Origin of the sequence: Pseudomonas sp. JV241A, assembly GCF_900275665.1 — a bacterium.
Lineage (GTDB): Bacteria > Pseudomonadota > Gammaproteobacteria > Pseudomonadales > Pseudomonadaceae > Aquipseudomonas > Aquipseudomonas wadenswilerensis.
Genome location: NZ_OPYO01000033.1, coordinates 389,526 through 413,147, shown reverse-complemented (window position 1 = coordinate 413,147; position 23,622 = coordinate 389,526). Strand labels below are relative to the sequence as shown.

The 23,622-nt window shown below is 58.7% G+C and carries 24 protein-coding genes; 8 read left to right on the top strand and 16 right to left on the bottom strand.

Annotation, left to right across the window (positions count from 1 at the left end; all coding sequences use genetic code 11):
* Window positions 1–201: 201 nt before the first annotated feature.
* Entirely contained in the window at window positions 202–1,212 is a 1,011-nt protein-coding gene (locus tag JV241A_RS23485) for a hypothetical protein (RefSeq protein ID WP_240047898.1), read from the bottom strand.
* Between the two features lie 208 nt (window positions 1,213–1,420).
* Between JV241A_RS23485 and JV241A_RS23480 the strand changes: the two genes are divergently transcribed.
* Entirely contained in the window at window positions 1,421–2,113 is a 693-nt protein-coding gene (locus JV241A_RS23480) for an ImmA/IrrE family metallo-endopeptidase (protein ID WP_134064697.1), read from the top strand.
* 72 nt (window positions 2,114–2,185) lie between these two features.
* On the opposite strand, the gene JV241A_RS23475 is transcribed toward JV241A_RS23480, so the two are convergent.
* The gene (locus tag JV241A_RS23475; protein WP_240047897.1) at window positions 2,186–3,286 is read right to left on the bottom strand and encodes an integrase; all 1,101 of its coding nucleotides are present in this window, start codon (window positions 3,284–3,286) and stop codon (window positions 2,186–2,188) included.
* Window positions 3,287–3,647: 361 nt separating this feature from the next.
* The gene (locus JV241A_RS23470; RefSeq protein ID WP_240047896.1) at window positions 3,648–5,132 is read right to left on the bottom strand and encodes a serine hydrolase; all 1,485 of its coding nucleotides are present in this window, start codon (window positions 5,130–5,132) and stop codon (window positions 3,648–3,650) included.
* Here JV241A_RS23470 and JV241A_RS23465 point away from each other — a divergent pair.
* The 4 genes from JV241A_RS23465 (at window position 5,126) to JV241A_RS23450 (ending at window position 8,632) form a co-directional block, all read left to right on the top strand.
* On the top strand, window positions 5,126–6,037 hold the full coding sequence (locus JV241A_RS23465; RefSeq protein WP_134064695.1) for a LysR substrate-binding domain-containing protein: 912 nt from the start codon (window positions 5,126–5,128) through the stop codon (window positions 6,035–6,037). The genes JV241A_RS23470 and JV241A_RS23465 overlap by 7 nt on opposite strands.
* A gap of 326 nt (window positions 6,038–6,363) precedes the next feature.
* Window positions 6,364–7,605 (top strand): type II and III secretion system protein family protein, encoded by a 1,242-nt coding sequence (locus JV241A_RS23460; RefSeq protein ID WP_115086637.1) that lies wholly within the window; start codon window positions 6,364–6,366, stop codon window positions 7,603–7,605.
* Between the two features lie 26 nt (window positions 7,606–7,631).
* The gene (locus JV241A_RS23455) at window positions 7,632–8,369 is read left to right on the top strand and encodes a tetratricopeptide repeat protein (protein ID WP_115086638.1); all 738 of its coding nucleotides are present in this window, start codon (window positions 7,632–7,634) and stop codon (window positions 8,367–8,369) included.
* A gap of 2 nt (window positions 8,370–8,371) precedes the next feature.
* Entirely contained in the window at window positions 8,372–8,632 is a 261-nt protein-coding gene (locus JV241A_RS23450; protein ID WP_115086639.1) for a DUF3613 domain-containing protein, read from the top strand.
* Between the two features lie 87 nt (window positions 8,633–8,719).
* Here JV241A_RS23450 and JV241A_RS23445 read toward each other — a convergent pair whose 3' ends face one another.
* The 12 genes from JV241A_RS23445 to JV241A_RS23390 all read right to left on the bottom strand — a co-directional run bounded on the left by JV241A_RS23445 (window position 8,720) and on the right by JV241A_RS23390 (window position 19,555).
* Window positions 8,720–9,688, bottom strand: a complete 969-nt coding sequence (locus JV241A_RS23445; RefSeq protein ID WP_134064693.1) for a type II secretion system F family protein — start codon at window positions 9,686–9,688, stop codon at window positions 8,720–8,722.
* Window positions 9,689–9,715: 27 nt separating this feature from the next.
* Entirely contained in the window at window positions 9,716–10,702 is a 987-nt protein-coding gene (locus tag JV241A_RS23440; protein ID WP_115086641.1) for a type II secretion system F family protein, read from the bottom strand.
* A 2-nt stretch (window positions 10,703–10,704) separates the two neighbouring features.
* The gene (locus JV241A_RS23435; protein WP_115086642.1) at window positions 10,705–12,138 is read right to left on the bottom strand and encodes a CpaF family protein; all 1,434 of its coding nucleotides are present in this window, start codon (window positions 12,136–12,138) and stop codon (window positions 10,705–10,707) included.
* Between the two features lie 3 nt (window positions 12,139–12,141).
* Window positions 12,142–13,359: an AAA family ATPase gene (locus JV241A_RS23430; protein ID WP_115086643.1), complete on the bottom strand. Its 1,218-nt coding sequence runs from the start codon at window positions 13,357–13,359 to the stop codon at window positions 12,142–12,144.
* A complete protein-coding gene (locus tag JV241A_RS23425; RefSeq protein WP_115087106.1) occupies window positions 13,353–13,856 on the bottom strand; it encodes a TadE family protein in 504 nt (167 codons plus the stop codon). The genes JV241A_RS23430 and JV241A_RS23425 overlap by 7 nt, the downstream gene beginning before the upstream one ends.
* Window positions 13,856–14,326, bottom strand: a complete 471-nt coding sequence (locus JV241A_RS23420) for a TadE/TadG family type IV pilus assembly protein (RefSeq protein WP_115086644.1) — start codon at window positions 14,324–14,326, stop codon at window positions 13,856–13,858. Before JV241A_RS23420 ends, JV241A_RS23425 begins: the two co-directional genes overlap by 1 nt.
* Window positions 14,327–14,334: 8 nt before the next feature.
* A complete protein-coding gene (locus JV241A_RS23415) occupies window positions 14,335–15,678 on the bottom strand; it encodes a TadE/TadG family type IV pilus assembly protein (RefSeq protein ID WP_166675741.1) in 1,344 nt (447 codons plus the stop codon).
* Between the two features lie 109 nt (window positions 15,679–15,787).
* Window positions 15,788–16,591, bottom strand: a complete 804-nt coding sequence (gene cpaB, locus JV241A_RS23410) for a Flp pilus assembly protein CpaB (protein WP_134064691.1) — start codon at window positions 16,589–16,591, stop codon at window positions 15,788–15,790.
* Between the two features lie 16 nt (window positions 16,592–16,607).
* Complete coding sequence (locus JV241A_RS23405) at window positions 16,608–17,936, bottom strand: AAA family ATPase (protein WP_115086646.1); 1,329 nt, start codon at window positions 17,934–17,936, stop codon at window positions 16,608–16,610.
* A 14-nt stretch (window positions 17,937–17,950) separates the two neighbouring features.
* Window positions 17,951–18,469, bottom strand: coding sequence for a prepilin peptidase (locus JV241A_RS23400; RefSeq protein WP_115086647.1), 519 nt, complete (start codon window positions 18,467–18,469; stop codon window positions 17,951–17,953).
* 29 nt (window positions 18,470–18,498) lie between these two features.
* On the bottom strand, window positions 18,499–18,690 hold the full coding sequence (locus tag JV241A_RS23395; protein WP_038995325.1) for a Flp family type IVb pilin: 192 nt from the start codon (window positions 18,688–18,690) through the stop codon (window positions 18,499–18,501).
* A 673-nt stretch (window positions 18,691–19,363) separates the two neighbouring features.
* The gene (locus tag JV241A_RS23390; protein ID WP_115086648.1) at window positions 19,364–19,555 is read right to left on the bottom strand and encodes a Flp family type IVb pilin; all 192 of its coding nucleotides are present in this window, start codon (window positions 19,553–19,555) and stop codon (window positions 19,364–19,366) included.
* A gap of 178 nt (window positions 19,556–19,733) precedes the next feature.
* On the opposite strand from JV241A_RS23390, the gene JV241A_RS23385 reads away from it, so the two are divergent.
* Both JV241A_RS23385 and JV241A_RS23380 read left to right on the top strand, forming a co-directional pair.
* A complete protein-coding gene (locus tag JV241A_RS23385; protein WP_115086649.1) occupies window positions 19,734–20,609 on the top strand; it encodes a response regulator transcription factor in 876 nt (291 codons plus the stop codon).
* 157 nt (window positions 20,610–20,766) lie between these two features.
* Window positions 20,767–21,084 carry a hypothetical protein gene (locus JV241A_RS23380; protein WP_134064689.1) on the top strand — a complete coding sequence of 106 codons (318 nt, stop codon included), beginning with the start codon at window positions 20,767–20,769 and terminating at the stop codon, window positions 21,082–21,084.
* 7 nt (window positions 21,085–21,091) lie between these two features.
* Here the strand turns inward: JV241A_RS23380 and JV241A_RS23375 are convergent, their stop codons facing one another.
* A complete protein-coding gene (locus tag JV241A_RS23375; protein ID WP_115086651.1) occupies window positions 21,092–22,708 on the bottom strand; it encodes a hybrid sensor histidine kinase/response regulator in 1,617 nt (538 codons plus the stop codon).
* Between the two features lie 115 nt (window positions 22,709–22,823).
* Between JV241A_RS23375 and JV241A_RS23370 the strand changes: the two genes are divergently transcribed.
* Entirely contained in the window at window positions 22,824–23,438 is a 615-nt protein-coding gene (locus JV241A_RS23370) for a response regulator transcription factor (protein WP_115086652.1), read from the top strand.
* Window positions 23,439–23,622: the final 184 nt, after the last annotated feature.

Sequence of the window (23,622 nt, the reverse complement as noted above, 5' to 3'; positions counted from 1 at the left end):
AAGCATGGGGCTGTTCTTGTGCCAGCAGGCGGGCGATGCTGGAGCTGTAGCGTGGATACAAACCAATTCGATAGGCCCCTCAGCCTGGACGCCCTAGGACTATTTCTCCCGGAATAGTCTGAGCCGTTAGCGCTCGCTTAGCATCCATGGCAGGCCCGAACCACCATCGGCATACGCTTCGGGTGGCTCAGGCTTCACTAGCTACTTGTCGTACTTGGAAGGCAATGGGCAGTCGTAGTTAACGTCAACCATGTCCAAGTTCTTCAGCTCGAAATTGGCGTAGCTCGTCCCCTGTGACGTCCGTACTGTGGGTTGTCCGTACAGAAACACAAACGCAGTGGGCTTGGGCTGCTGGGAGATCTTTGCAAGCCTGGTAGCCATGAGGTTTTTGAGTTTGTAGCGCTCGACGAGCGTGTCCGAAACGAAGCTTGAGGTCGTCAGGCTTTCGGTTCCGCGCATCAAGCATTTCTTGAACTTGATCCGGTACGCGTCATTTTTTCTAGTGCGATCGATGTAGGCCCACCCATAGTAAATGACAGGGTGGTCGGGGAGGTCATTCAGATCCTGCTCCCAGATGCATTTAAAAATGCTGTCGTAGGCCACGTCCTGGCCGGCAATATTGAGCCGGCGAAACTCCAAGGTGTTGTCGGATCGATATCGGATATACCGGCTTACTACAGAGCGCACGGAGTAAATGGGGCCTACGATCCCCGATTCACCCAGCTTGGTCGTGTAAGGCCTTGTGTTTCTAGCGCGTTGTTTCGCCACATGCACATCAGCGCTGGGATCCTGAGTCGGTTCGTCATAGTACGAGTCGGGCCGATCAAGCTTGAACACGTCAACAATGGACTCATCGACGGTTTTGCGCTCCTGCCTGTCGGGGCCGCTCGGCTCAACCTCAAGGTCGATCGCCTTCCCGTTGATGATCCCGCACGCCTCACTATGCTCTCCGTAGACCTTGAAGTGCGGCACGACCCGCATGCTCTGCACGTCCTTGTCCAAATTCGCACAGGTCACCTGGGCTGCACAGTCCGCTCCAGGGCAAACGAAGGCTCGCTTATTGGTAATAACACCTGCCCAAAACAGGTCATAGGCTCGATCGGGATCGACAAAGTCTCCAGCCTCAATGCTGAACGCAACATCCAATGCCATGCTTTTTGTCAAACCTCCGGTAATCCTTTCGATGGCCCCCAACGCTACAGCGGGCGACATCAGCCCTCATTGGCCACCGCCGTAGCCGAATCCTCGCACACAACCTAGAGCAGGGCGAACCTAAAGATGGCGAAATGAAATCACTTTATTTGTTGTGCCAACCCCCTCCACCGTTCATCTGAAAACCCATATGGTGGGTTAGCCACATATTGAAACCACTACATATTGGGCTAAATTGTATTTAACAGCCTACATGTGGTGTTCTGCCATGAACGAAGCTTCAATCGAGAAAGCAGCGACTGACCTGCTCATGCAGATTTACCGTGATCGCCGGTACCTGTGGCCAGATCAAGAAATTCCACCGATGATGATGCGCAGCCCCCGGATCGCCGCCATGGTCTGCGGCTACGACTATCACGAATATCCCACCCTGGGAGACACCCAGTTCAACCGGCATAAAACCGGTACTCGCATTGCGGGCCTGATTGACCGTCAATCCAATAAGATCGCTGTCGCGACCGAGTTTGGTGGCAGAGTTCAGCTCTTCACGGGGGCCCATGAAGTCGGCCATCTTGTGCTGCATGAGGACACCGTCATGCATCGTGACCGCGCGTTTGATGGCAGCCCGTTGCAAACGCCACGTGCACCCGCAGAGCGACAAGCCGATCGCTTCGCGGCCTGCTTCCTCATGCCTCAAAAGCTGGTGAGGGAACGGTTCGAATTTATGTTCTGCTGCAAGGGGCAGCTGCGCTTCAGCGACGTGATTGCCTATCACCTCGACCCCAACAATCCGGATCGGCTCCTCTACGCCCCAAAAGAGTCGAGAGAACGTGAACTGGCTCTGGCGCGATGCACCCGCTTCAACAACCAGAACCTGGTGTCACTTGCCCAGCAATTCGGCGTCTCGGATTCGGCGATGGCCATCCGGCTCAAGGAGCTGGAGTTGGTGCGGTGGCCATAAACCGGGCAGGGGTCATAGCATAAGTGTGGATCGTCGGTAGCGATGCATCCATCAGAATGCGAATAGCAGTTCTCACTCAGGAACAGGCTTGCGACTAACCAACATAACCGTCAAACCGCGAATCTTTTCCGAGGCACTGGAGATCTCTGGATCATCAGACCCAGCTGCGCTTTCTGCCAGAGCGTCTCTGATGGAAACAAGGATGCGTCCCAGCGCTTTGGGATAGTAAGAACTCCGATCGTCTTTGGGGAAAATTGGAATCGATGGGAGAGGGTGGAGCGGATCAATATTCAGGTAACGCAGGTAACGACCAAAGACTTCATCGAAATGGGGCGACAACGGCAGCCAGCCATCCTTGGCTGAGCGAAGCTCAACCCAACGTCCGTCCGACCTACGATTGAACTGATCGAGATGGCTGGGCGACCTGGCGGTTCCCATGACGCTCCAGAGCCGGCGGCCCGAGTACCTAGCCATGATCAGGTACATCTCAATTATTCGGAATTCATGCACGCCCAAGAAATTTGGAAGTGACTTCAAGACCCATTCCAGCTCAGCATCGGTCAAAAAACCGATTGCCTTGGGTTGCTTGAAAGCAAGATCAGCAAGGGGCTGCGCGGCAACGTTTTCACGTGAGGCTGAAGTATCCTTGAGGTAAAAATCCAGAAACTGCGTCGCGCAGCGAATCTCTCGCTTCCAGACATTTTTCTCGATTTCGCCGTCATCACCAATTGATCTGGAATCAAGGAACGGCCGCCAGATTGGGTTTATAGACCAACCCTCAAATGCGACGCCGGGTTCCTGCACGAAGCGAGCCTGTTTGCCGTACACAGCCCAAGCTTTTGGCGGGTTGAGCACAAACTCTGCGTAGTTCTCAAAGTCTTTGCGGCGCCAGTCAACGAGTGACAGGCCATGAGCAAAGCTCCAATTGAGCATTTTCTCCAGACCCATAATGCAGCTGTGGTACTGGCGGTGAGGATTTTCTGCACCCCAATTGTGAGCAATCCAATTCACATACCTGTCGACGTACCAGATGTTGATGAAGGGATGGGCTGCCGAATCTATCTGGGCTAGCCGATCAGCCACAGCTAGATTCGTAGGAAAGGATCGAAGCTGATTTGGCCTCCAGTAAACGTAGGGAGGGAAAATCGGGAATGGGATGAACGGCCGAGTCATGACAGAACCAGGGGGCTAGAATGAGTGATGGCTCCTTTAACCTGTAGCAGAAAGCTGCAGCATTGCCATGGTGGATGTCATGGTCGAATGGGGTTGAGGGTCGGGTGGGGTCAACCGGAGGTTAGTGAAGGGCCATGCGCGGAGATAGGATTATGAATGGAACCCAAGCTTTTGAATTTCTGGGAAACGGGGGTTTGTGGGGATTTGACCGGAGGTATGTGGGATTGGACATTCATGAACATCTGTGACATAGCACCTTATTTAACATAATATACATTATGCGTAGTCATCTATAGAAGCACGCGGGTGGTGGCAGGACAGATTTCAATCCTGCCACTACCCGACTCCAGCCTCTACGACTTCAGTGCTCGGCGCCCAGCGCTTGACTCACGGCATTCACGAACAACGCCTGCTCGTCATACAGCGAGCTTGGTGTCTCTGCGTTCTTCCAGGTCGACCACTGCACCATCACCAGTTTCTCCGCTGGATTGATTGCGATGGTCTGGCCGTAAATCCCCAGCGCCCAGAACGTTTGCTCGCTGGTGGCGGTTTTCTTCGGCTCGGCATTGGCGTCCGGTGCCGGCGCCGAGTACCACCATTGATAGCCGTACTGACCATTAGGTGCCGATGGTGTCACCGAACCCTTGGCAGTCGTCCAGTGCGTCGAACGTGCAATCCAGTCATCCGGCAGTATTTTCTCACCGGATGGCAGCTGACCACCGCTGAGCACAAACTGGCCAAAGCGGCCCCAGTCACGCAATGCGGCGTTGAAACCGTGGCCGCCCATGTCGACCTTGTCTTTGACCAAGGCGTGCCAGATGCCATCCTGCTGCATGCCGTAACGGCTCCACACGCGGCTTTCCAGGTACTTGGCAATGGTCATGCCCGTGGCGTTTTCCAGCACGCGGCCCACCAGCCAGGCGCCGCCGGTGTTATAGGACCAGACTTCGCCCGGCTTGACCCCGGGTTTGCGTTTGACCGATTTGACCAGGTTGAGCACGCAGTCGTATGGCGCAGGCTTGGCCTCACACTGGGTCATATGGGAAAAATCGGAGTCAGGTGATGCGTAGTTTTCATCCCAGATCACGCCTGAGGTGTGCTGCATCAGTTGATGCAAGGTTACGTCTTGCCACGCCGTGCCTTTGAGTTCAGGGATATACAGGGTGATCTTGTCGTCCACCGATTTGATCTTGCCTTCCTTTATCGCCACGCCCACCAGCACGCTGACCACTGACTTGGCCACTGAACGCGAGGTCCACAGGGTATTTTCGGTATTGCCCTTGCCGTAATACTCGTAGGCAATCTTGCCGTCCTTGAGGATCAACAGGCCGGTGACGTTCTGGTTGGCGATGTAGTTATCGATGTTGTAGTTATTGCCGTTCATTGCATAGTGAATGGCTGGCATCGGGCTGCCGGCCGGTGCTAACGGCGATGGTGTGGCGCCTTGGTTACTGAATACATCGCCTTCGTACAGGCGGTAGGTATTACGAAAACCCACTACCCGCGTGGCCTGGTCCCAGGTCAGCATGTTGTGGGGATCGGGCAGCGTTTCGTCGTAGGGTTGCGGGCAGACTTTCAGCCCCGGAACGCCGCAGTCTACTGCTTGGGCGACAGCTGCCAGGCTAGCGCTGCTATGAGTTAAACCCAGTGTGGCGATGGCCAGTGCCAGCACCGAAAAAGCCTGGGTGGATTGTTTTTTTATTGTTCTGCGTAACATCAGCGCTTCCTCGACTTTCAATGAATTTCCGCCAGTCGCTTTCAAGCTTATCAACTTGCCGGAACTGGAAAAGAACAATAAAGTCCCGGTCGATATTAAAAAAACTAACAACAGTGAATGCCATGCCAAGCGACCGGCTTCCTCCGCTCAATGCCATTCGTGCCTTCGAGGCGGCTGCTCGCCTGGGCAGTTATGTCGCCGCTTCCCGGGCCCTGCACGTGACCCAGCCCGCAATCGGCCGGCACGTGAAAAACCTTGAAGACTGGCTTGGCGTAAAGCTGCTGGAGCGCACACCACGCGGCGTTACCCTCACCGCGCCCGGGCTTGAGTTGCATCAGGCAGCGACCCTGGCACTGAAGATACTGGCCGATGCCGGCTCGAAGATCGCATGCCGGCAACAGGAACGCTGGCTGCGCATCCTCTGCGTGCCGGCGTTCGCTTCGCGCTGGCTGACGCCGCATATCGACGCTTTGCGCAGCCTGCGGCCGGGCCTGAAGCTGGCCATCGAACCCAACGCCTCGTTCACTTCGGTGGATGCCCGTCAAGCCGACCTGGGTATTGGCTATGGCTTGCCAGGTGAACACGCCGGGGTATTTCTGACCATGATCAAACCTGCAGTTTTCCCGGTCTGTTCGCCGGCGTACCTGGCGAAATTGCAGCGCGAAACCCTCCAGGTGCAGGACCTGCCAACCTGTGACCTGATCCACGTCGACGACGGTACCTGGTGGACCAGCTGGTTCGCGGCGCTGAAGTTAACGCTCAAGGTCAGGTCCAATGCCTCGCACATGAGCAACGACATTGCCTTGAACCTGGCCCGACGTGGGCATGGGATTGCTCTGGCGACCGATGTGCTGGTCAAGCATGAGCTGGCAGACGGCTCCCTGATGCGCTGTACCGATGCGGCGGTCGCACTTGAAACCTATCAAGTACTGACACCGCAACAACCACTTTCGGAAGATGCACTGTGGTTTATCGAGTGGTTGAATCAGGCCTTGCGCGAGGAGTTTCCCCACGCGGCCGTTGAACACGACTGAGCCGGAAAGCACTCTACTGCCCTGCTCTCTTATAAACTTAAAATATAACTCAACTAAATAACTATTTAGTTGAGTTATAAGTGACGAGCATAAAAAGGGCTTTGGTGGATAGCCACAGCCCCCCTGCTCCTCCTGTTTAGGGTGGCCTGGGCGCTACTGGAAATCGTTTTTTTACAATTCATAGCATTTTGACCTTTCTGCGCTAACGTCAAATAACAACGACAGTTATTCAAACCAAAAGAGCAGTCCCCTCTCGGGATCGCCAGGCGACCAATAGGTGTGAACGATCCGTACAAGCGGACCTAAACCAGACAAGGAAGCAGTGAATGAACAATGATTACGTGCAAGTACTCAAGCGAGCTGCGTGGACTTTGGTTTTCACTGGATTACCTGCCAGCATGGCCCTGGCAGCCCCCGGCAACTGTGCAACACTAGCCCCCCTACCCGCCGTCCTCGAAGTCGGTGAAGGCATGCAAACGGTGATGAGCTCGGATGTGGCCATCACTCGATTGGCTGTCGGCGATCCGAAAATCGCCGACGTGCACCTCAATGACAATAAAGACTTCCTGGTGACCGGTATTGCCCCCGGCGCTACCAGCCTGATGGTCTGGACCGCATGTTCCAGCTCACCTCGCCAGAGCATGGTGTTTGTCCAGGGCAAAGGGGCCGGTTCGCTGGTGAGCACGGTGATGCCGCCCTCGGAAGACCCAACGCTGCCCAGCCAGGTACAGACCGATATCCGCTTTGTCGAGGTCAGCCGTACCAAATTGAAAGAGGCCAGCACGTCGATCTTCGGCAAAGGCGGCAGTTTCCTGTTTGGCTCCCCCGGCACCGTCCCCCTGGTGACCGTGTCGCCCGGCCAGCTTGGCAACACGGCAGCCCGTATCCCGCTGGATAACGGCAGTTTCAATATCGGTTTCGGTGGCGGCAACGTGCTTGGCTTGATCAACGCGCTCGAAGGCAGTGGCTTTGCCTACACCCTGGCGCGTCCGAGCCTGGTGGCGTTGAGTGGTCAGAGTGCGAGTTTCCTGGCCGGCGGCGAGATCCCTATCCCGGTACCCAGCAGTGGCAGCGACACGGTCACCATTGAGTACAAAGAGTTCGGGATTCGCCTGACCCTGACGCCAACCATCATTGGCCGCGATCGCATCGCCTTGAAGGTGGCACCGGAAGTCAGTGAACTCGACTATGAAAACGGCGTGAGGATCCAGGACTTTATCGTTCCCGGGTTGAGGGTGCGCCGCACTGACACCAGTATTTCCCTGGCTGACGGTGAGAGCTTCGTGATCAGCGGCTTGATCAGTTCGACCAATACCTCATCGGTGAGCAAGTTCCCTGGCCTGGGCGACGTTCCGATTCTTGGGGCGTTCTTTCGCGACTCCACCATCAGTCGCGAGGAAAAGGAGCTGCTGATGATCGTGACCCCGCGCCTGGTACAACCGCTGGCGGCGGGTGCCCGACTGCCTACATTGCCGGGTGAAAAACTGCGTAATTACGACCCGAACTGGTTCCGTATGTATTTCCTCGAAGACGGTAACTTCGACAAGCTCAGCGGCTTGTCGAAATGAGCACCAGGACATTGCAGGAGCACAGCATGAAGACAATGATTGCGGCGTTGGGACTGGTGATGCTCAGCGGCTGCGCCACCGATGGAGGCGCACGATGGTCGGGCATGGGCTCGGCCTCGTGCGCCAAGCCGAGCCCGGATCAGGAGCTGTCGCTGAGCATGGCCGATGACATGATCAGTGACGGCAAGTTGCACGCAGGCTTGGCCAATCTGCAAAACCTGCCGCCTGACCTCGCGGCCGTGCGCCTGCGCAAGGCCAAGATCTACCGCATGCTTGGGCAAAACGAGGCCGAGCCGTTGTACCGCAGTTTGCTGGGGACTTGCCTCGCCGCCGAAGGGGAACACGGCCTGGGCCAGTTGGCCGCCGCGCACACCGACACCGAGCAGGCGCTAAAGCACTTGCAGCGGGCCGCGCAACTGTCCCCCACTGACGAGAAAATTCGCAACGACCTGGGCGTGGTCTACCTCAAGCAACTGAAACTCAAAGAGGCACGTTTCGAGTTCATTACCGCCATGGAATTGAAGCAGTCCGATCAGTTGGCGGCCGTCAACCTGGTGACCTTGCTGATTTATCAAGGCAACTGGAAGCAAGCCTCGGAGTTGGTCAGTCGCATGGGCTTGAGCCCCGAGCAAGTCAGCGAAGCCCAGGTACGCGCCGAAAAACTCAAAAGTTCGGCCAAGGCCGTAGCAGTACCCAGTGATCGGGTAGCAACGGTGCTCGATCCGTCGCCATCCGGTGTCAATCCGCCAACAACGCAGAGGTAGTGATGAAACAGAACATACTCAGCTGCCTGGGACTGTTGCTTCTTCCGCTCGCCGCCCAGGCCATCGAACCCGGTCCTTCATCGCCACAACAGCAGGAAACCGAAGCCTGGTTACTGCTGCAGTCTCGCGGTCAGGCCGCTTCGCCTATCCGGCAAACAGCCGCGGCCAGCGAGCGCGACCTGAGCCTGCAACGCTGGCTGGAGAGTTACAAACATCCCATCCCTCCGTTCTACAAGGAGTACTCCGGCGGACAGAGGAAGTAACCCTTAACAGCAATGGGGCCTCTGCCTCCAGCGGGTTTACCCGCTGGAGGCAGAGGCCCCATGTCGTTGAGGCTTGCCCGCCTCTGCTTACAGCTTTCCGAAGACCTTGAACACGCCAATGATTGCTGGGCCGATAGCCACCAGGAAAAAGCTCGGCCACAGGCAGAAAATCAGTGGGAACATCAGTTTTGTGCCGATCTTAGCCGCTTTCTCTTCCGCCATCTGGGTACGCCGGTCGCGAAACTCTTCAGCGTAGATACGCAAGGTGGCCCCGACACTGGTACCAAAGCGGATGCTCTGCGCGAGCAAGCTGACCAGCCCGCGAATGTCTTCCAGGCCGGTACGTTCGGCCAGGCGCTTGAGCGCTTCGGTACTGGGGATCCCCGCGCGGATTTCGGAATTGACCAGCGCCAGCTCCACGGCCAGATCGGGTTGGCTGACCGCCATTTCCTCGGATACCCGCTCGATCGCCTGGGGCAAGGCCAGGCCCGACTCGACACACACCACCATCAGGTCCAGGGCATCCGGGAAGGCGACGAGCAATCGGGTCATCCGTGCCTGTTTGCGCGCGTTGACGTAAATGGACGGCAACAGCCACGCCACACCCAGCGCCGTGATCAGCACGACGATGCCCACGGTCAGCGACAGTTTTGGAATCAGCGGCAATGCCAGCACCGTAAGGCCCACCATGGCCAATGGCAACAACAGGCGAATCGCCCAGTACATCTGCACCGCTGCGTGCGAACGATAGCCGGCATGGGTCAGCAGCGTTCGGGTCGCCGAGGGCTGGCCCTCCTCTACCGAAGAAAAGCGCTGGCCGACTTGCTCCAGCAACAGCTGCAGGTTGCTGGGCGCGCTTTGCCCGTAGCTCTCCCCGCCATGACCGCGTTTAATCAGCAAAAGACGGCGCTGTACCGGGTCTTGCAACCCCTGCACCAGCAACACCAGCGTTGCCACCGCGAGCACTACGCTCAAACCGATGGCCCCCGCGAACAACAGGCGCGCCAGTTGCTCGTCGCCCACCGCACTGTTGATCAGACTCAGCAGATAGTTCATGACCCCCTCCTCGACACCTGGCGATGTTCAAACCTGGATGCGGATGATTTTGCGGATCCAGAAAATCCCGATCAGCATCGCCACAAATGCCCCGATCACCATTTTCTGGCCCAGGGGTTCGTTGAGCAGCATGGGCAGGTACGTCGGGCTGGACAGTACAATCGCCGCAGACAATACAAAAGGCACGGAGACCAGTATCCAACCCGACATGCGCCCTTCGGCCGACAATGTCTTGATCTTGCGTTGAAAACGAAAGCGCCCACGAATCAGGCTGCTCAACCGTTCCAGTACTTCCGTCAGGTTGCCGCCGGTTTCGCGGTGGATCAGCACCGTGGTCACCAGCATCATCACGGTCATGCTCGGCATGCGTTCGAGCAGGCCGAGCATGGCCCGACGCACATCGTTGCCGTAGTTGATATCGGCGAAGGTCAGGCCGAACTCATGGGCGACCGGCCCCTTGTGCTCCTCGGCCACCAACTGCAGGGTTTCGTTGAACGGATGACCGGCACGCAACGCCCGGCACATCGCATCCAGTGCATCGGGCAGGCCTTCCTCGAACTGGGCGAAGCGTTTGCCACGGTCGCGGGATATCTTCAGCACCGGCAGCCAGAACGCCAGCATGGCCGCAGGGACCGCCAACCACCAGAGTTGGCTGAACAGCCAAGCCAAGATCCCGCTTGCCAGCGCCAGGACCAACCCAAGCAACAGTACCCGGTAGGCGCGATAGTCATGCCCGGCTTGCTCGATCATCTGTGCCAGCGACTCCATCGCCGGCAACTGCTCCAGACGGGCTTCCAACGGTGACAAGCGGCGCAGGTATTTCTGGCGCAGCACCGACTGCATGTTCACCTGGTTGTTGGCGGTTTCCAGCAGGTTCAGGCGGCTGCGGATACGCTTGCGTACCTTGCTGGCCTCACCAAACACCGGAACCGCCAGGCCCTGACTGAGCAGGAACATGGCGGTGAACACCATGCCGAGAAACGCCAGAATAAACTCACTGGGAATTTGGCTCATGTTTACCCCTCCATCCAGTCAGGCCGAAACAGGCTCAGCGGCAGCTCGATACCGCGCCTGGCGAGCACATCGCGAAACGCCGGCACCATGCCGGTGGGGCGAAATTCACCGAGGACTTCACCGTGCTCACCAATACCGTTGCGCACGAAGGCGAAAATCTCGGTCATGGTGATGATTTCTCCCTCCATGCCGTTGATCTCCTGGACGCTGACCAGGCGCCGTGTGCCATCCTCCTGACGCTCCAGCTGGATGACGACGCTGAGGGCCGAAGCTATCTGCTGACGCATGGCCTTGATCGGAAAGGTCGCACCGGTCATCGAGACCATGTTCTCGATCCGGCCCAGGGCGTCGCGCGCGGTGTTGGCATGAATGGTGGTGAGCGAACCGTCGTGTCCGGTGTTCATCGCCGTCAACATATCCAGCGCTTCGGCGCCACGCACCTCGCCGATCACGATGCGGTCAGGGCGCATACGCAGGCTGTTACGCACCAGTTCGCGCTGGCTCACCTCGCCCCTGCCCTCGATATTCGCGGGACGGGTTTCAAGGCGTACCACATGGGGCTGTTGCAATTGCAACTCGGCCGAGTCTTCGATGGTAACGATCCGCTCGTTGTGCGGGATGAAGCTGGACAGCACGTTGAGCATGGTGGTCTTGCCACTGCCGGTACCGCCCGAGATCAGCACATTCATGCGGCCACGAACGATTGCCTTGAGCATCAGGGCAATGGAGGGCGTCAGAGTGCCCATTTTCACCAGGCTCTCAGTGTTGAGCAGGTCCACGGCAAAGCGCCGGATCGACATGCTCGGCCCGTCGATGGCCAGGGGCGGGATAATGGCGTTGACCCGGGAACCGTCCTTCAGCCGGGCGTCCACCAGCGGTGACGACTCATCAATGCGCCGGCCCAGGCTGGAGACGATACGGTCAATGATGTTCAGCAGGTGGTGATTGTCGCGAAAATGCACATCGGTTCTCTGCAACTTGCCAAACCGCTCGACATACACCGAGTCAAACCCGTTGACCAGGATGTCGGACACGCTGTGGTCGGCCAACAGCGGTTCCAGGGGGCCAAGGCCAAGCACTTCGTCCGTGATCTGCTTGATGATCATTTGACGGCTGCTGGCACTGACCGGCGCCGAGTGCTCGTCGAGCAGGCGCTGACAGATCTCGCGGATCTGCCGCGTCGCTTCGGCAGGCTCCAGGGAATCGAGCAATGACAGGTCCATGACCTTGAGCAGTAATTGGTAGATCTTCTCCCGCCACTCGGTCTCCACCTGATTGAGCTTGGTCCGGGTTTCGTAGAGCACGTCCGGTATGGCGGCCTCCCAGGCCATGAGCACACTGGCGCAGTTTTCACTGCCGGTCTGTACATCCTGAGCGTCTGCCGGAGCATTTTTGCCGGCATGCTGACGCAGGCGATTACGAAAGTCGCTGAGCATGGCTTACCCTCCGAACAAACGGCTAAAGGTACGTTTAAACAGCCCCCGCTCGCTGGCCACCACCCCGATCAGGTTCTGGTTCAGCTCACGCAAGGCTAAAGTCACGGCTGCACGCGGCGCATGGACCTCCAGCGGTACACCGCTGTTCTGGCTTTCACTGACCACCGAATAGTCGTTGGGGAGCTTCTGCACGTCGGTGCAGCGCAGGGCCTCGGTAATGTCCTTGAGGCTGACCGGCGAGGTTTTGTTGTAGCGATTGACCACCACCTGCAAGCGATTGCCCTGCACACCCAAGTCGTCGCGCAGGATGCGTGTCAGGCGCGTGCCGTCTTTCAGGTGGCTGAGACTCTGTTGCATCACGATGTAGATCCGGTCCGCCTGCTCCAGCGTGACGCCTGTGAGGTGGTCGATTTGCCGCGGCAAATCCACCACCACCCAGTCATAGGTACTGCGCGCCAGCCGCAACAGGCTTTCCAGTTGCTCCAGGCGCACATCCTGCGACAGGCACAGTTCACCCGTACGGCCACTGAGGACATGCAGGGTCGGGCTGAAGTGGCTGCAGAAACCGCGCAAGGCGATGCTGTCCAGCTCGTCGACCTGTTTCAACACTTCCATGTGGCTGTGTGTCGGCAGTACATCCAGGCAGTGGGCCACCGTGCCAAACTGCAGGTCCAGGTCCAGCAACAGGGTTCTGCCACCGCGGATGCTCAGCTGATGGGCCAGATTACAGGCCAGCATGGTGGCGCCCGATCCGCCCTTGGCATTCATCACCGCCACCAGCTTGCCGCCTGTGCCCTGTTCGGCATGGACCTCCAGCAACATGCGGTTGATTGCCGCCTGCAGGTCGTCAGCCGCCACTGGCTCGGGCAAGAAATCCCGGGCGCCGGCCTGCATCGCCATGCGCATGCCTTCACGTTCATCCAGCGGGCCGCAGACCAACAGTGGCGGTCGCTCTTTGAGCGGATGCTGCAGCAGGGCCGCCAGCTCCTCACGCCACAAGTGGCTGACCCGCAACAGCAACAGATCAGGCATCTGCTCCAGCCCATACAGCGGGTCGGTGTGACCGTTGCTGACCAGGCGCGTGTTGACGTTCAGGTTGGGCAGGCACTGGCTCAACGTTTTCAGATGGTTCAACGCAGTCACGTCACGTCCACTGATCAATAGGCGCATGCCTGTTTTTTCAGTCACGCTGGCGACGGGAGCTTCTTTGGTATTTAGCATGGCGTAATCTCCGGGGTGACTCCCGCCTCGGGTTGCCGACCAAGGCTTTCACGCGGCACGGTCGACCTGTACACCGGCAGGGTGAACCCCTGACCGAACCCGGGGATCAACAGCTTGAAGGTGAAGTTGCTCAGCTGTAACTGGATGTAGCGAATGGCTCGAAAGCCGCTGGCGCCGCTGAGATCGCCGGGGCTGGCGACCACCGCACCGTCCTCGTCCAGGTAGACCAGGTTCAGGTTGGCCGTGGCCAGGTTGCCGATCAGACTGCTCGTGCCACTGTTACCGGCCGCATTGAAAATGGCCCGACGCAAAATGACCGGATCGTGGATATCGCACACCGCCGCCAGGCGGGCACCGCGGCGTACGCTTTCATTCAGCGCGTTGACGGTGAAGTACAGCCGACCCATTTCCAGCACGCCGAACAGCAAGGTGAAAAACACCAGGCTGGTAATCGCGAACTCAACGACATACACACCGCGCATACGCTTGAGATTCATCATAAGGCCCTCATCACCACGGTAGAGGTCAACGTCAGGCCAAGCGGTTCGCTCTGGCCATAGAACGCAGGGATTGCGCTACCGATCACCGGCAAGAAGGTGTAGTTGATACTGACCTGGATGTGATCAGTGCCCACCGCCGTCACCGAGACATTTCCGGTGGTCAGCCCCGGTACCACCGCCGGGTAGCCGTTGGGGTTGGCCGGCACGCCGTACACCGCGACGCTCCGGGCCTGGGCGCGAAGCGCGTCGCTCACTTCGACCTTGCCCAAGGTTGCATTCCAGGCCTGGCCGGCGACAAAACGTCCGGCATCACGACTGGCTTGCATCAGGCTGTTGTACTGGAACAACATGCGCCCGAACTCACCGAAGGCGAACAGCATCAGCAACAGCAGCGGCAGCGTAATCACCATTTCCACCATCGCCAGCCCACGCTGGGCCTTCGGCGGCTTGCGTCCACGGTGTCCCATAAGGCCTCCTAAGAGTCGGTACTCGGTGTCTGGCTGTTATCGATATAGGTTTTGTACAACTGAATGATCTGCGGGCCGGCGTCGTTGACAGGATTGGGGCCGGGCACATTGTCGCCCTCGCACTGTTTGACGAACTGGCCGAATATCTGCGCCGAGTTGCCCTGTTGATTGGCCGGTTGCATCACGTAATAGCAGCCGAAACTCAACACCGGAATCGACGACGCCCCGTCGTTCTTGCCCGAGCAATTACCGATCACCACTTTCAGAATCCGCCGCTCGAACGCGCCGTTGCCGAGGCAGCCGCCGCCTGTGCCGGCAACACAAGCGGCAGAGGCCCGTACCCAGTCGTTGTAGTCGTACAGGGCTTCACCACTGGCCGTGACCAGGTTGCCATTGGTCGAGGTGATGGTCTGATTGTTGTACTGGATCTGTTCCGGTGTACCGGTGTACGTCAACGACTTGTCGTTGGCCGTAATCACCAGGTCCGGCGGATACTCTGCTGCGCTGAGGCCACCTGAATATTGGTTGAAGCGCGTATTCAGGCCTTGCGAGGCAGGCCCGACGGTGTTGCCCGGTTTGGTCAGGACGTTGTCGCCGACGCTATTGCACTGATTGATGCCGCCCGCCAGGCCTTGCCTCACGGTGTTGCCACCCGAGCCGAAGTCGAGCAGCTGAAAATTGCCGGGGCCGATTGCCGAGCTGTTGTTCGCCGCCGTTTTCAACACTTGCAAATCACCGTACTTGAACCCCCAGAACATCCCGGCAGCGGGGTCGTTCTTGCTCGGGTCGCCACACACCATCAGCGGCGTGATATTACAAGGGCTGGCAGGGCTGGGGCCGGCGGTGGCCACCGCGGCCACGGCCTTGTTCGGGGCAACACCGTCGCCGATTGCCTTCAGCATGCCCCAGAAAAAACCGCTCAGCGGGTAACTGGCGACCGATACCCGTACATAGCTCGCATTGGCCGGGCCCGGAAAGGAAAAAGGCCCATAGACACTGGCAGACAGCTCCACCGTGGCGAAGCCGGATGCATTATTACCAACCGCGTTGGCCAGTTCCTTGTTGCCACTGGCATTGGCATTAAGTGTCAGTGTGTCCAGGGCAGCGGCTTGCGTGAGGCTGGCGGCACCGGTCGCACCGTGCACCTCGCTGAGCGTCTTGGCCCCGCTCAGGGCTGCGGCATCGACAGCATTTTGCAGCCGGGCCTTGTTTACCAGCATATGGCCGCCGTCCAGCGCCAGAGCCCCCATCAACAAGATGGCGGCCATGGCGATCACCGCCAGTACAATAATCGTTCCGCGCTGTTGCCCTGGAAACGCACGGAGTGGTTGGTGGATACGTGCTCTCATCATCAAGCCCTCCAGAGTTCTGCCGACCTTGATCTGCAGGGTGCCGTCGCCCACCACCGCCAAGCGACGACGCTACCTGGCGGGCGATGCCTTCAACGGTTGCGCCTGTCAGCTACAGGGTGTTCACACGTTTGACTTCGATACCGCGGATCAGCGTGATGCCACTTACGCCAGGTTCGCTCTTGCGCTGGACGATCTGCTTGACCGGTGGCACTGGCGCAACCTGGGCCAGCTCCACTGGCTTGGCGACCGCGGGCAGTTTGTTGTTGTCCAGTGGATTGCGCAGGGCCAGTTGCAGCTTCCCGTCCGTCATGCCCTTGACCAGCAGTTCTGCCTGATCGGGGGTCATTTCCAGGGTGACTGCACGTACCACCACCGGCTGGGTCTTGTCGGTACTGGCGGTCTGGTCCACGGCCAGTACCCGCAAGTCCTCCAGAATGGTGCGGGACTCGGCGTTGCCGGTGTTACCTGTCTGCTTGGTCGCCAGGACATCGACCCGATTACCCGGCAAGAGGAACCCACCCACCCCCACCACATCATCCACGCGTACCGAAATCGCGCGTTTGTTGGGTTCGATCAGCGAGGCCAGCGTACTCCCGCCCAAGTGCTCGGCCACACGCGCACCGCGCACGATGTCGCCGCTCAACATGGAGAAGGTGGCGATCTTGCCGACGACCTTGTCGATGGCATCGAAGGCATCGTCGGGTACCGTGTCCTTGGGCATGCGCACCAGCGTCACCTGCTGCGCCTCGACCATTTGCCCGAACGCGATTTCCACGGTGGCCACCACCACGTTCTGCTGATTATCGTCGGGGCTGGCGTTGAGTCGGGCACTGAGCCAGGTGTTGGCCATCCACGCGGCGCCCAACCCCAGGATCACGGACAAGGCAATCAAGATGAAAGTACGAGAACTCATGGCGGTGTCTCCTTATCTATCCAAGGAAGTCGAGCTGTACGAAATAGTTGTGCCATGCCCACTCCAGTTCCTGCGCCGATAACGGCCCGCTGCCGCCCAGGTAACGCTGACGGTCGATGGCCATGTTCAACAGGTCACGTGGGTGGCAAGGCACCAGCGGCATGTTTTCAACGCCGTAGAGCTCCTGCAGCACGTAATGCAGTAGCTGCGGATCGTAAGAAACACCCAGTCGCTCACTCTCCTGGCGCCAGATGCGTTCGTATTCTTCGGGTTTCAGGTAACCGAACTGCAGCTTGTAGCCAATGCGCCGTAAAAACGCTTCGTCGGCCAGCTCCAGCGGATTGAGGTTGGTGGAAAACACCAGGATCAGGTCGAATGGCAGCTCACAGTGCCGCCCACCGCCGAGGTTGAGGAAGTCGCGTTTCTCCTCCATCGGCACGATCCAGCGGTTGAACAGCTCGGCCGGCGACATGCGTTGACGCCCCATGTCATCGATGACAAACAGGCCATTGCTGGCTTTGAGCTGCAAGGGTGCCTGGTACTGACGCGTGGAAGGGTCGTAGCGCACATCCAGCTGGTCCATGCTCAACTCGCCGCCGGTAATGATGACCGGGCGTTCACAGCGCAGTAGCCGGCGATCGACCCCTTCATCGAGCAGCAGATTGTTCTGCAGTTCATCGTCGCCACCCAGGCGCCGGTGTACCTGCGGATCGTAAATCTCGATCACCGAATCGTTGATCGCAATGGCATGTGGTACCCAGATGGCTTCATCAAACAGGCGAATCAGGCGGCTGCTGACATAGGTTTTGCCAGTGCCCGCCGGCCCGTAAATCATGATTGCGCGGCCAGAATTGAGCGCCACCCCCAGTTGGTCGAGCATGCTTTGCGCCAGGACCACCCCGCCAAAGGCCTGTTGCATGTCTTGGGCGTTGATACGACCGTGGTGAATGGTCTGCATTTTCAGCAGCGTGCGATAGTTACTCACCGGAAAGGGTGCCGCACCGATGTACCCGCTGCGCGCCAATGCATCACGGGCGGCGCTGCGACCGCGTTCAGTCAGCCCGTAGCGCAAGGCTTGACCACCGGCTTGCCCGAGAATTTCGACCCGACCGTCCTTGCGCAGGAAGGTCAGTATTTCTTCAAGTACCGCGCCTGTCAGTGCCAGGCGTTCCACCAGCCGCGACATGTCCAGCACGCCGGCATCGTGCAGATGCTTGCAGACCAGATCACCGAGCAAGTTGTCCGCCAGCCCGGTTTCACGGATGGTGCGTGGCTGTGGCGCCAACCGCTGCACGACTTGTTCGCGCTCATCGTGAGTGACGCTGCTGTTGCTGATGGCGTACATAGTGTTCTCCTGACCTACTGGCCGAAGGGCAGCCAGAAGACACTGGTCAAAGTGCCGAGCAGGACTGCGACTGAATAGGGAAAGGGCTTGCCTGCCACTTCATCAACCGCTGGCGAGAAATAGGCCCTGGCTCTCAACATCAGCCAGTAGCGCCCCATGGTCTGCTGTACTTGACCACGCACGAGGACAATCAATATTCCGCATAGACCGCCGGCTATCAGGCTGAACAGCGCGGCCCAAAGGGCGTCAAGCGGAGTAAGAAAGGCGCCGACCATGGCCATTAATTTGACGTCACCGGCCGCCATCCCCCCAAAGGCATACATCGGGAGAAAAACGGCAAAACCGATCAGCATGCCCAGCGCCCCATAACCGAACCCGATGACACCCAAGGTGTAAACCTGGCCGGCCAAACCCAGACCCAAGCCCAGCAAGACCAAGAGGTTGGGTATACGGTGATGGCGAAGATCGCTCAGCACCGCTATACCCAGCAGCCCCAGCAACGATGCAATTGCGACTGATTGCTCCATGCTCATGACTGCAACCCTCTGTGGACGGTGGGGTGTTAGCAAGTTTTGCCTGTGACTGCGCAGCCCAGGCTGGTAATGGCAGTTTTTACGTTAGTTCCCAGCGTGGTGAATGCGGTGACCGCGCCCAGGGTGATCAACCCACCCGCCACCGCATATTCCACAATGGTCAGGCCATCTTCGTCTTTGAGGAACTTCACTACCGACGTCTTGATCGATTGCAGATTCATTTTGCTCACCTCATTCAGTTTGTTTTTTTAGAGCAGCACTTTTCGTACTGCCTGGGTGAACATTAGTCAGTAGTACAACCCAGGGGTTAGGAGTTTTTTGCTCAACGCTAGGAGTTTTTTGCGAGTTTTTTGCGGTATTAACCGCGTAAGAAAAAAACACTAAGCACACCGTCTGAAACCCTAACGCAAGCGATCAATAGGAAATAACTTACATAACGCTGCAACCTAATCGCAGGCGAAACTCGGTCGCTTCCCGCTACCCTGCAAAGACCCGAAACAGTGCCAATACGCCGAGAAAAAAATCTCGCCAATACGGTCTAAGCCAGCGTTTTCTTATCAGGATTTGATCTGCTCGCAGGCAACACAACGACGATACTGGTCAACGAGGAAGAAATATCAGGAGCGGGGCCAGGACAGTGAAGTCTGACGCGCCAAGAGACTGGATTGTTGGGGGGGCTCGGCACGCAGGCCTTTAGCCTGCAGCGCCGCGGCTGAGAAGACTCCACCTTGTCCGAACGGGATCATGGTTAACCAACCAGGCAGAGTCCATATGATGCGTTTTTATCCTCGCGACACGTCCCTCAGCCTGTGGCCAGGTGTTCGTCGCCGCCACGGCCCAGAGGCTAGCAAGCTGCTTGCGCTCCGGGCGGGGCCGACGATGCGTGTTGTGGCACTAGCAGGGAGTGCCTTTGACTGCACAACCCAAACTGGTAATGGCGGTACTCACGTTACCCCCCAGTGTCACGAAAGCGGCCACGGCACCCAGTGTAATCAAACCACCCGCTACCGCGTATTCCACAATAGTCAGGCCTTCTTCGTCCTTGATGAATTTCAGCACCGACGTTTTGATCGATTGCAGATTCATTTTATTCACCTCATCTAAGTTCTATTGGCCGAGGCGGAGACTTAGTGTGCCGCCTGTTTGAATCCTAGTCAGGAGACATAACGAGGGGTTAGGAGTTTTTTATTGAACACTAGGATTATTTTGCAGCGCTGACTGCCCGGCGAGGTTGAGAAAACAGAAGCAAGGAAGGAATGAGAAGATGAAACCTGAATCGGCCAACCCGCCATTTCTGCTGTGGTTCGATCGCACCCGGGATCGATCGGCCGAGGCGTTGGTCGCGCATTTTCGCCCGACCTGTGAATGCCGTATCGCCAAGAACGCCTCGTTGTCCGAGCTTGCGGCGGAGCGCCAGCCAGACATGGTCTGCATTCACTATGACCGCCCCGACATGCCTGGCCTCAACCTGCTGCTGGAGATCAAGCACAAGTCCCCCTCGATACCGATCGCCATGTTCACCGTACAGCACTCCGAGGAGCTTGCCGTATGGGCCATGCGCTCGCGTGTCTGGGAGTACATCGTGCTGCCCCTGTGCAATAGCGAAAAAAGCCGCTTTTTGCACGCACTGCAGCAACTCTGCGAACTGCGCCGCAGCACTCATATTCATGCCAAGAAGCCACTGATCGAACATGGCCCGTCGCTGCCGGACAGCATCCGGCTGACCGCAGAACACCACAAGCACCAGGCGCTCAGTAACGTATTGCTCTACATCGACCAGCACTTACGCGACAGCATCGACCAGAAAGAACTGGCAAAGCGCTGCGGCATGACCACCTTTCGCTTCAGCCGCCTGTTCAAGGAAGTCAATGGCGTGGGGTTCATGGAGTACATCCTGAGCAAACGGATGGACTTTGCCAGGGAGCTGCTCGACAACAGCCAGATGCCCATCACCAGCATCGGTTACGAAGTCGGGTTCAAGGACCCTTCCTATTTTGCCCGTGCCTTCAAGCAATTCGTCGGGTGTACACCCAGCGAGTATCGGCAGCTCCCTCGAGCTGAAAGCTCCGGGGCAGAATCGACTTCAACGGAAGCACTCTCGGAGGTCGTCGAAAGCCTGCGACTGGGTGCCAACCGCTGACGGATGGCTACGTGCCATTAGCCCATTTGTGCTAATCGACCCCCCTCCTCCCTGGCGCTATATTCCTCGGCAACCCCAGTGTTCCCCAACGCCGCGATGATGCAGCGTGAGGGATCGTTGTGCCCGTAAAACAGAACAACACCAAGGAAGATGCACCATGAAACCAGCATTCACCAAGATCACCCTGCTCAGCGCCCTGCTGGTCGCCCTTGCCGGTTGCCAGACCATGAAGCCCAACGAAGACCGTCTCAAGTCCACTGCGCAGACCACCATCGGCGAGCCGGTGACCAAGATTTCCAACGTGCGCAGCGACCATAGCTCCACCTATTACATCGCCAGCACCGCTTCGGGTGACTACAACTGCGAGCTGCCAAGCGGCGTCATGATCGGGATCGCCTCCATGGGTATGGGCATGAGCGCGCATTGCTACAACAAGAACAGTGGCCGGCCGCAGAATCCGCTGCAGCGCTACTGATCCTGAACTAAACCGACACTGTCGAGGCCTCACGCAATGCCCGCAGGGTGGCACGTAACTCCGCCGGGCGCACCGGCTTGGACAGAATGGCGATCTGGCGGTCGTGCAGGGCCGCCTGGATCTTCTCCACTTCGTGCCCGGTGAGAATCAGCGCCGGCACGGCCCTGCCCCGTTGCGCACGCAAGCGGTCGATGCACTCGATACCGGTGGCGTGGTTGCCCAGGTCATAGTCGGCGACGATGATGTCGCAGTCGCTGGCCAGGTCCTTGCCGCTCAGTTCGGCCTGCACTTCACAGCCCCAGCGCTCAAGCAAGGCCTTGGTGGCCAGCAGCACGTTGCGATCGTCCTCCACCAGGCACACTTTCAGACCGGTCAACAAGCCGACCTGGCTCGGCTCTTCACGGTAGATCTGCTGCTTGGGTGGCTCAATCTTGCGCAGTCCCTGCAGGCTCACGGCCGTACCATGGCCGACCCGCGAACGTATCGCCACTTCCATGCCCATCATCCGCCCCAGGCGCCTGACAATCGACAGGCCCAGGCCCACGCCTTCGACGTCTTTGTCGCGCAACTGACGCACGCGGTAGAACTCTTCGAAAACCTTCGGCAATTCGTCGGCTTCAATGCCGCGGCCCTGGTCATGAATGACAATGGCCAGCCCTTCCCCACGCTTGCGCACGCCGATCAGTACCGGCCGCTGCGGCGCGTACTTGAAGCAATTGGACAGCACGTTCTGGACCATGGTGGCCAGCAGCGCCGGGTCTACCTGTACCCAGTGTTCGCCAGCGCGCAGGCGCAGTTCAACCCCGGCCCAGCGGGCCGCTTCGGCGTTCTGGCGCAGCAGGTCGTGAAGAAACTCGCCCAGCTGTATGCGCTGCAAGCGTGGCTGCAGGCGGCCGCTGTCGAGGGTGTAGAGGTCGAGAATCGAGCGAAACAGTTGCGAGACGTTGTGCAGCGAGCGGTCGATGTTGTCGACCAGGCGCCGCTCCTCCTCGCCCAGGCGTGCTTCGCGCAGGCAGGCGGTAAACAGCCCGATGGAGTGAATGGGCTGGCGCAGGTCGTGACTGGCCTGGGCCAGAAAGCGCGATTTTTCCAGGTTGGCCGCGGTAGCCTCTTCGGAGGCCTTGCGCGTGCGTTCGAGCAACAGGTGCGCATACATGGGGATGACCGTGCTGGTGATCATCAGCATCAGCACCATGAACGGCTGCGCCTGCCAGTAGGGTGTCAGCCGATAGACGCACAGCAGCGCCAACAATGCCAGTGCGGTGGCGATCGCCAGGTAGCGCGAGCCGTAGCGCATGCCGTTGCCCAGGTTGACCCAGACCATCACCGCGTACAGCGGCAGCGCCGCCTCGCCGCCCACCACCAGGCCGAAACAGGTGCCGGTGTAGTCCTGGACCATGCTGAAGATGCGCCGCGCCGGATACACGCCCGGCCAGCGCACGATGACCTGGCGCAGGACGATCGACAGCAGCAGGAACAGGACGATGTAGATCATGATCGGCAGGTAAGCGTTGACCTGCTGCCCGGGCAGAAAACCCAACACGCTGATATAGACCATGGCAAGGCCGGCAACAATGATCCGCAGGTTGGCCTGGTCGAGCTCGGTGTTTTTCTCGAACTTCATCGGGAACATCCTTGTGCGACAGTCGTCATATCCAGTACGTACACCGGGCAGCGTCCGTGCCCGGTGGTAAAGTAGCACGCCTGTAAGGAACGCCAGGCCCAGGGAGGCACTCGACATGGCATGCCGGATCATCATAGCTGACGACCACCCGCTGTTTCGCGAAGCGATGGTGCGTACTGTCCAGCGCCTGTTGCCCGATGCCGATCTCGAAGAGGCTGGCGACATGGACAGCGTACTGGGCCTGGTCGCCACCGGCGAAGCACCAGACACCCTGATCCTCGACCTGCGCTTCCCCGGGCTTACCTGCATCAGCCAGTTGGTCGAGCTGCGCCAGCAGCTGCGGCGCACCACCTTGATCGTGGTGTCGATGGTCGATGACGAAGAGTTGATCGGTGAGGTGATGGCCGCCGGCATCGACGGCTTTATCGGCAAGAACATCGCCCCCGACCAGATCGGTGAAGCCATCCTGGCCATTCGCGAAGGCGAAGTGCTGGTACGTTTTGCCCCGTCCGGGCTACTGCCGCTCGATACCAGTGCCGTCGCCGCCGCCCTGACCGCGCGCCAGCAAGAGGTGTTGCGCCTGATCGCCCAGGGCAAGACCAACAAGGAAATCGCCCGCGAGCTGGATATCTCGCCGTTTACCGTGCGTATTCATGTGTCGTCGTTGCTGCGCACCCTCAACGTGCCGTCGCGGGCGGCGGCAGCGGTGAAGTATTCGGTCACCCCATAGGGGCCGGCTCGCCCCGCGATTGCACTACTGAAGCCCAGGCTCGTCAGGATTTCGTCTGCTGTCGCACTGTGAATGCCCAACATTTTTTTATCGCCAGCAAGCGTGAACATCCGCCCACCGACTATATTGATAAAGCCGCCCGCTGCGGCAGGTGGGAAGCGCAGCCGTCCGTTTTTTCCACACC

Coding starts and splice junctions, on each gene's coding strand:
- JV241A_RS23485 (WP_240047898.1), bottom strand. CDS start 1,212: ATGTCGCCCGCTGTAGCGTTGGGGGCCATCGAAAGGATTACCGGAGGT.
- JV241A_RS23480 (WP_134064697.1), top strand. CDS start 1,421: ATGAACGAAGCTTCAATCGAGAAAGCAGCGACTGACCTGCTCATGCAG.
- JV241A_RS23475 (WP_240047897.1), bottom strand. CDS start 3,286: ATGACTCGGCCGTTCATCCCATTCCCGATTTTCCCTCCCTACGTTTAC.
- JV241A_RS23465 (WP_134064695.1), top strand. CDS start 5,126: ATGCCAAGCGACCGGCTTCCTCCGCTCAATGCCATTCGTGCCTTCGAG.
- JV241A_RS23460 (WP_115086637.1), top strand. CDS start 6,364: ATGAACAATGATTACGTGCAAGTACTCAAGCGAGCTGCGTGGACTTTG.
- JV241A_RS23455 (WP_115086638.1), top strand. CDS start 7,632: ATGAAGACAATGATTGCGGCGTTGGGACTGGTGATGCTCAGCGGCTGC.
- JV241A_RS23450 (WP_115086639.1), top strand. CDS start 8,372: ATGAAACAGAACATACTCAGCTGCCTGGGACTGTTGCTTCTTCCGCTC.
- JV241A_RS23445 (WP_134064693.1), bottom strand. CDS start 9,688: ATGAACTATCTGCTGAGTCTGATCAACAGTGCGGTGGGCGACGAGCAA.
- JV241A_RS23440 (WP_115086641.1), bottom strand. CDS start 10,702: ATGAGCCAAATTCCCAGTGAGTTTATTCTGGCGTTTCTCGGCATGGTG.
- JV241A_RS23435 (WP_115086642.1), bottom strand. CDS start 12,138: ATGCTCAGCGACTTTCGTAATCGCCTGCGTCAGCATGCCGGCAAAAAT.
- JV241A_RS23430 (WP_115086643.1), bottom strand. CDS start 13,359: ATGCTAAATACCAAAGAAGCTCCCGTCGCCAGCGTGACTGAAAAAACA.
- JV241A_RS23425 (WP_115087106.1), bottom strand. CDS start 13,856: ATGAATCTCAAGCGTATGCGCGGTGTGTATGTCGTTGAGTTCGCGATT.
- JV241A_RS23420 (WP_115086644.1), bottom strand. CDS start 14,326: ATGGGACACCGTGGACGCAAGCCGCCGAAGGCCCAGCGTGGGCTGGCG.
- JV241A_RS23415 (WP_166675741.1), bottom strand. CDS start 15,678: ATGATGAGAGCACGTATCCACCAACCACTCCGTGCGTTTCCAGGGCAA.
- cpaB (WP_134064691.1), bottom strand. CDS start 16,591: ATGAGTTCTCGTACTTTCATCTTGATTGCCTTGTCCGTGATCCTGGGG.
- JV241A_RS23405 (WP_115086646.1), bottom strand. CDS start 17,936: ATGTACGCCATCAGCAACAGCAGCGTCACTCACGATGAGCGCGAACAA.
- JV241A_RS23400 (WP_115086647.1), bottom strand. CDS start 18,469: ATGAGCATGGAGCAATCAGTCGCAATTGCATCGTTGCTGGGGCTGCTG.
- JV241A_RS23395 (WP_038995325.1), bottom strand. CDS start 18,690: ATGAATCTGCAATCGATCAAGACGTCGGTAGTGAAGTTCCTCAAAGAC.
- JV241A_RS23390 (WP_115086648.1), bottom strand. CDS start 19,555: ATGAATCTGCAATCGATCAAAACGTCGGTGCTGAAATTCATCAAGGAC.
- JV241A_RS23385 (WP_115086649.1), top strand. CDS start 19,734: ATGAAACCTGAATCGGCCAACCCGCCATTTCTGCTGTGGTTCGATCGC.
- JV241A_RS23380 (WP_134064689.1), top strand. CDS start 20,767: ATGAAACCAGCATTCACCAAGATCACCCTGCTCAGCGCCCTGCTGGTC.
- JV241A_RS23375 (WP_115086651.1), bottom strand. CDS start 22,708: ATGAAGTTCGAGAAAAACACCGAGCTCGACCAGGCCAACCTGCGGATC.
- JV241A_RS23370 (WP_115086652.1), top strand. CDS start 22,824: ATGGCATGCCGGATCATCATAGCTGACGACCACCCGCTGTTTCGCGAA.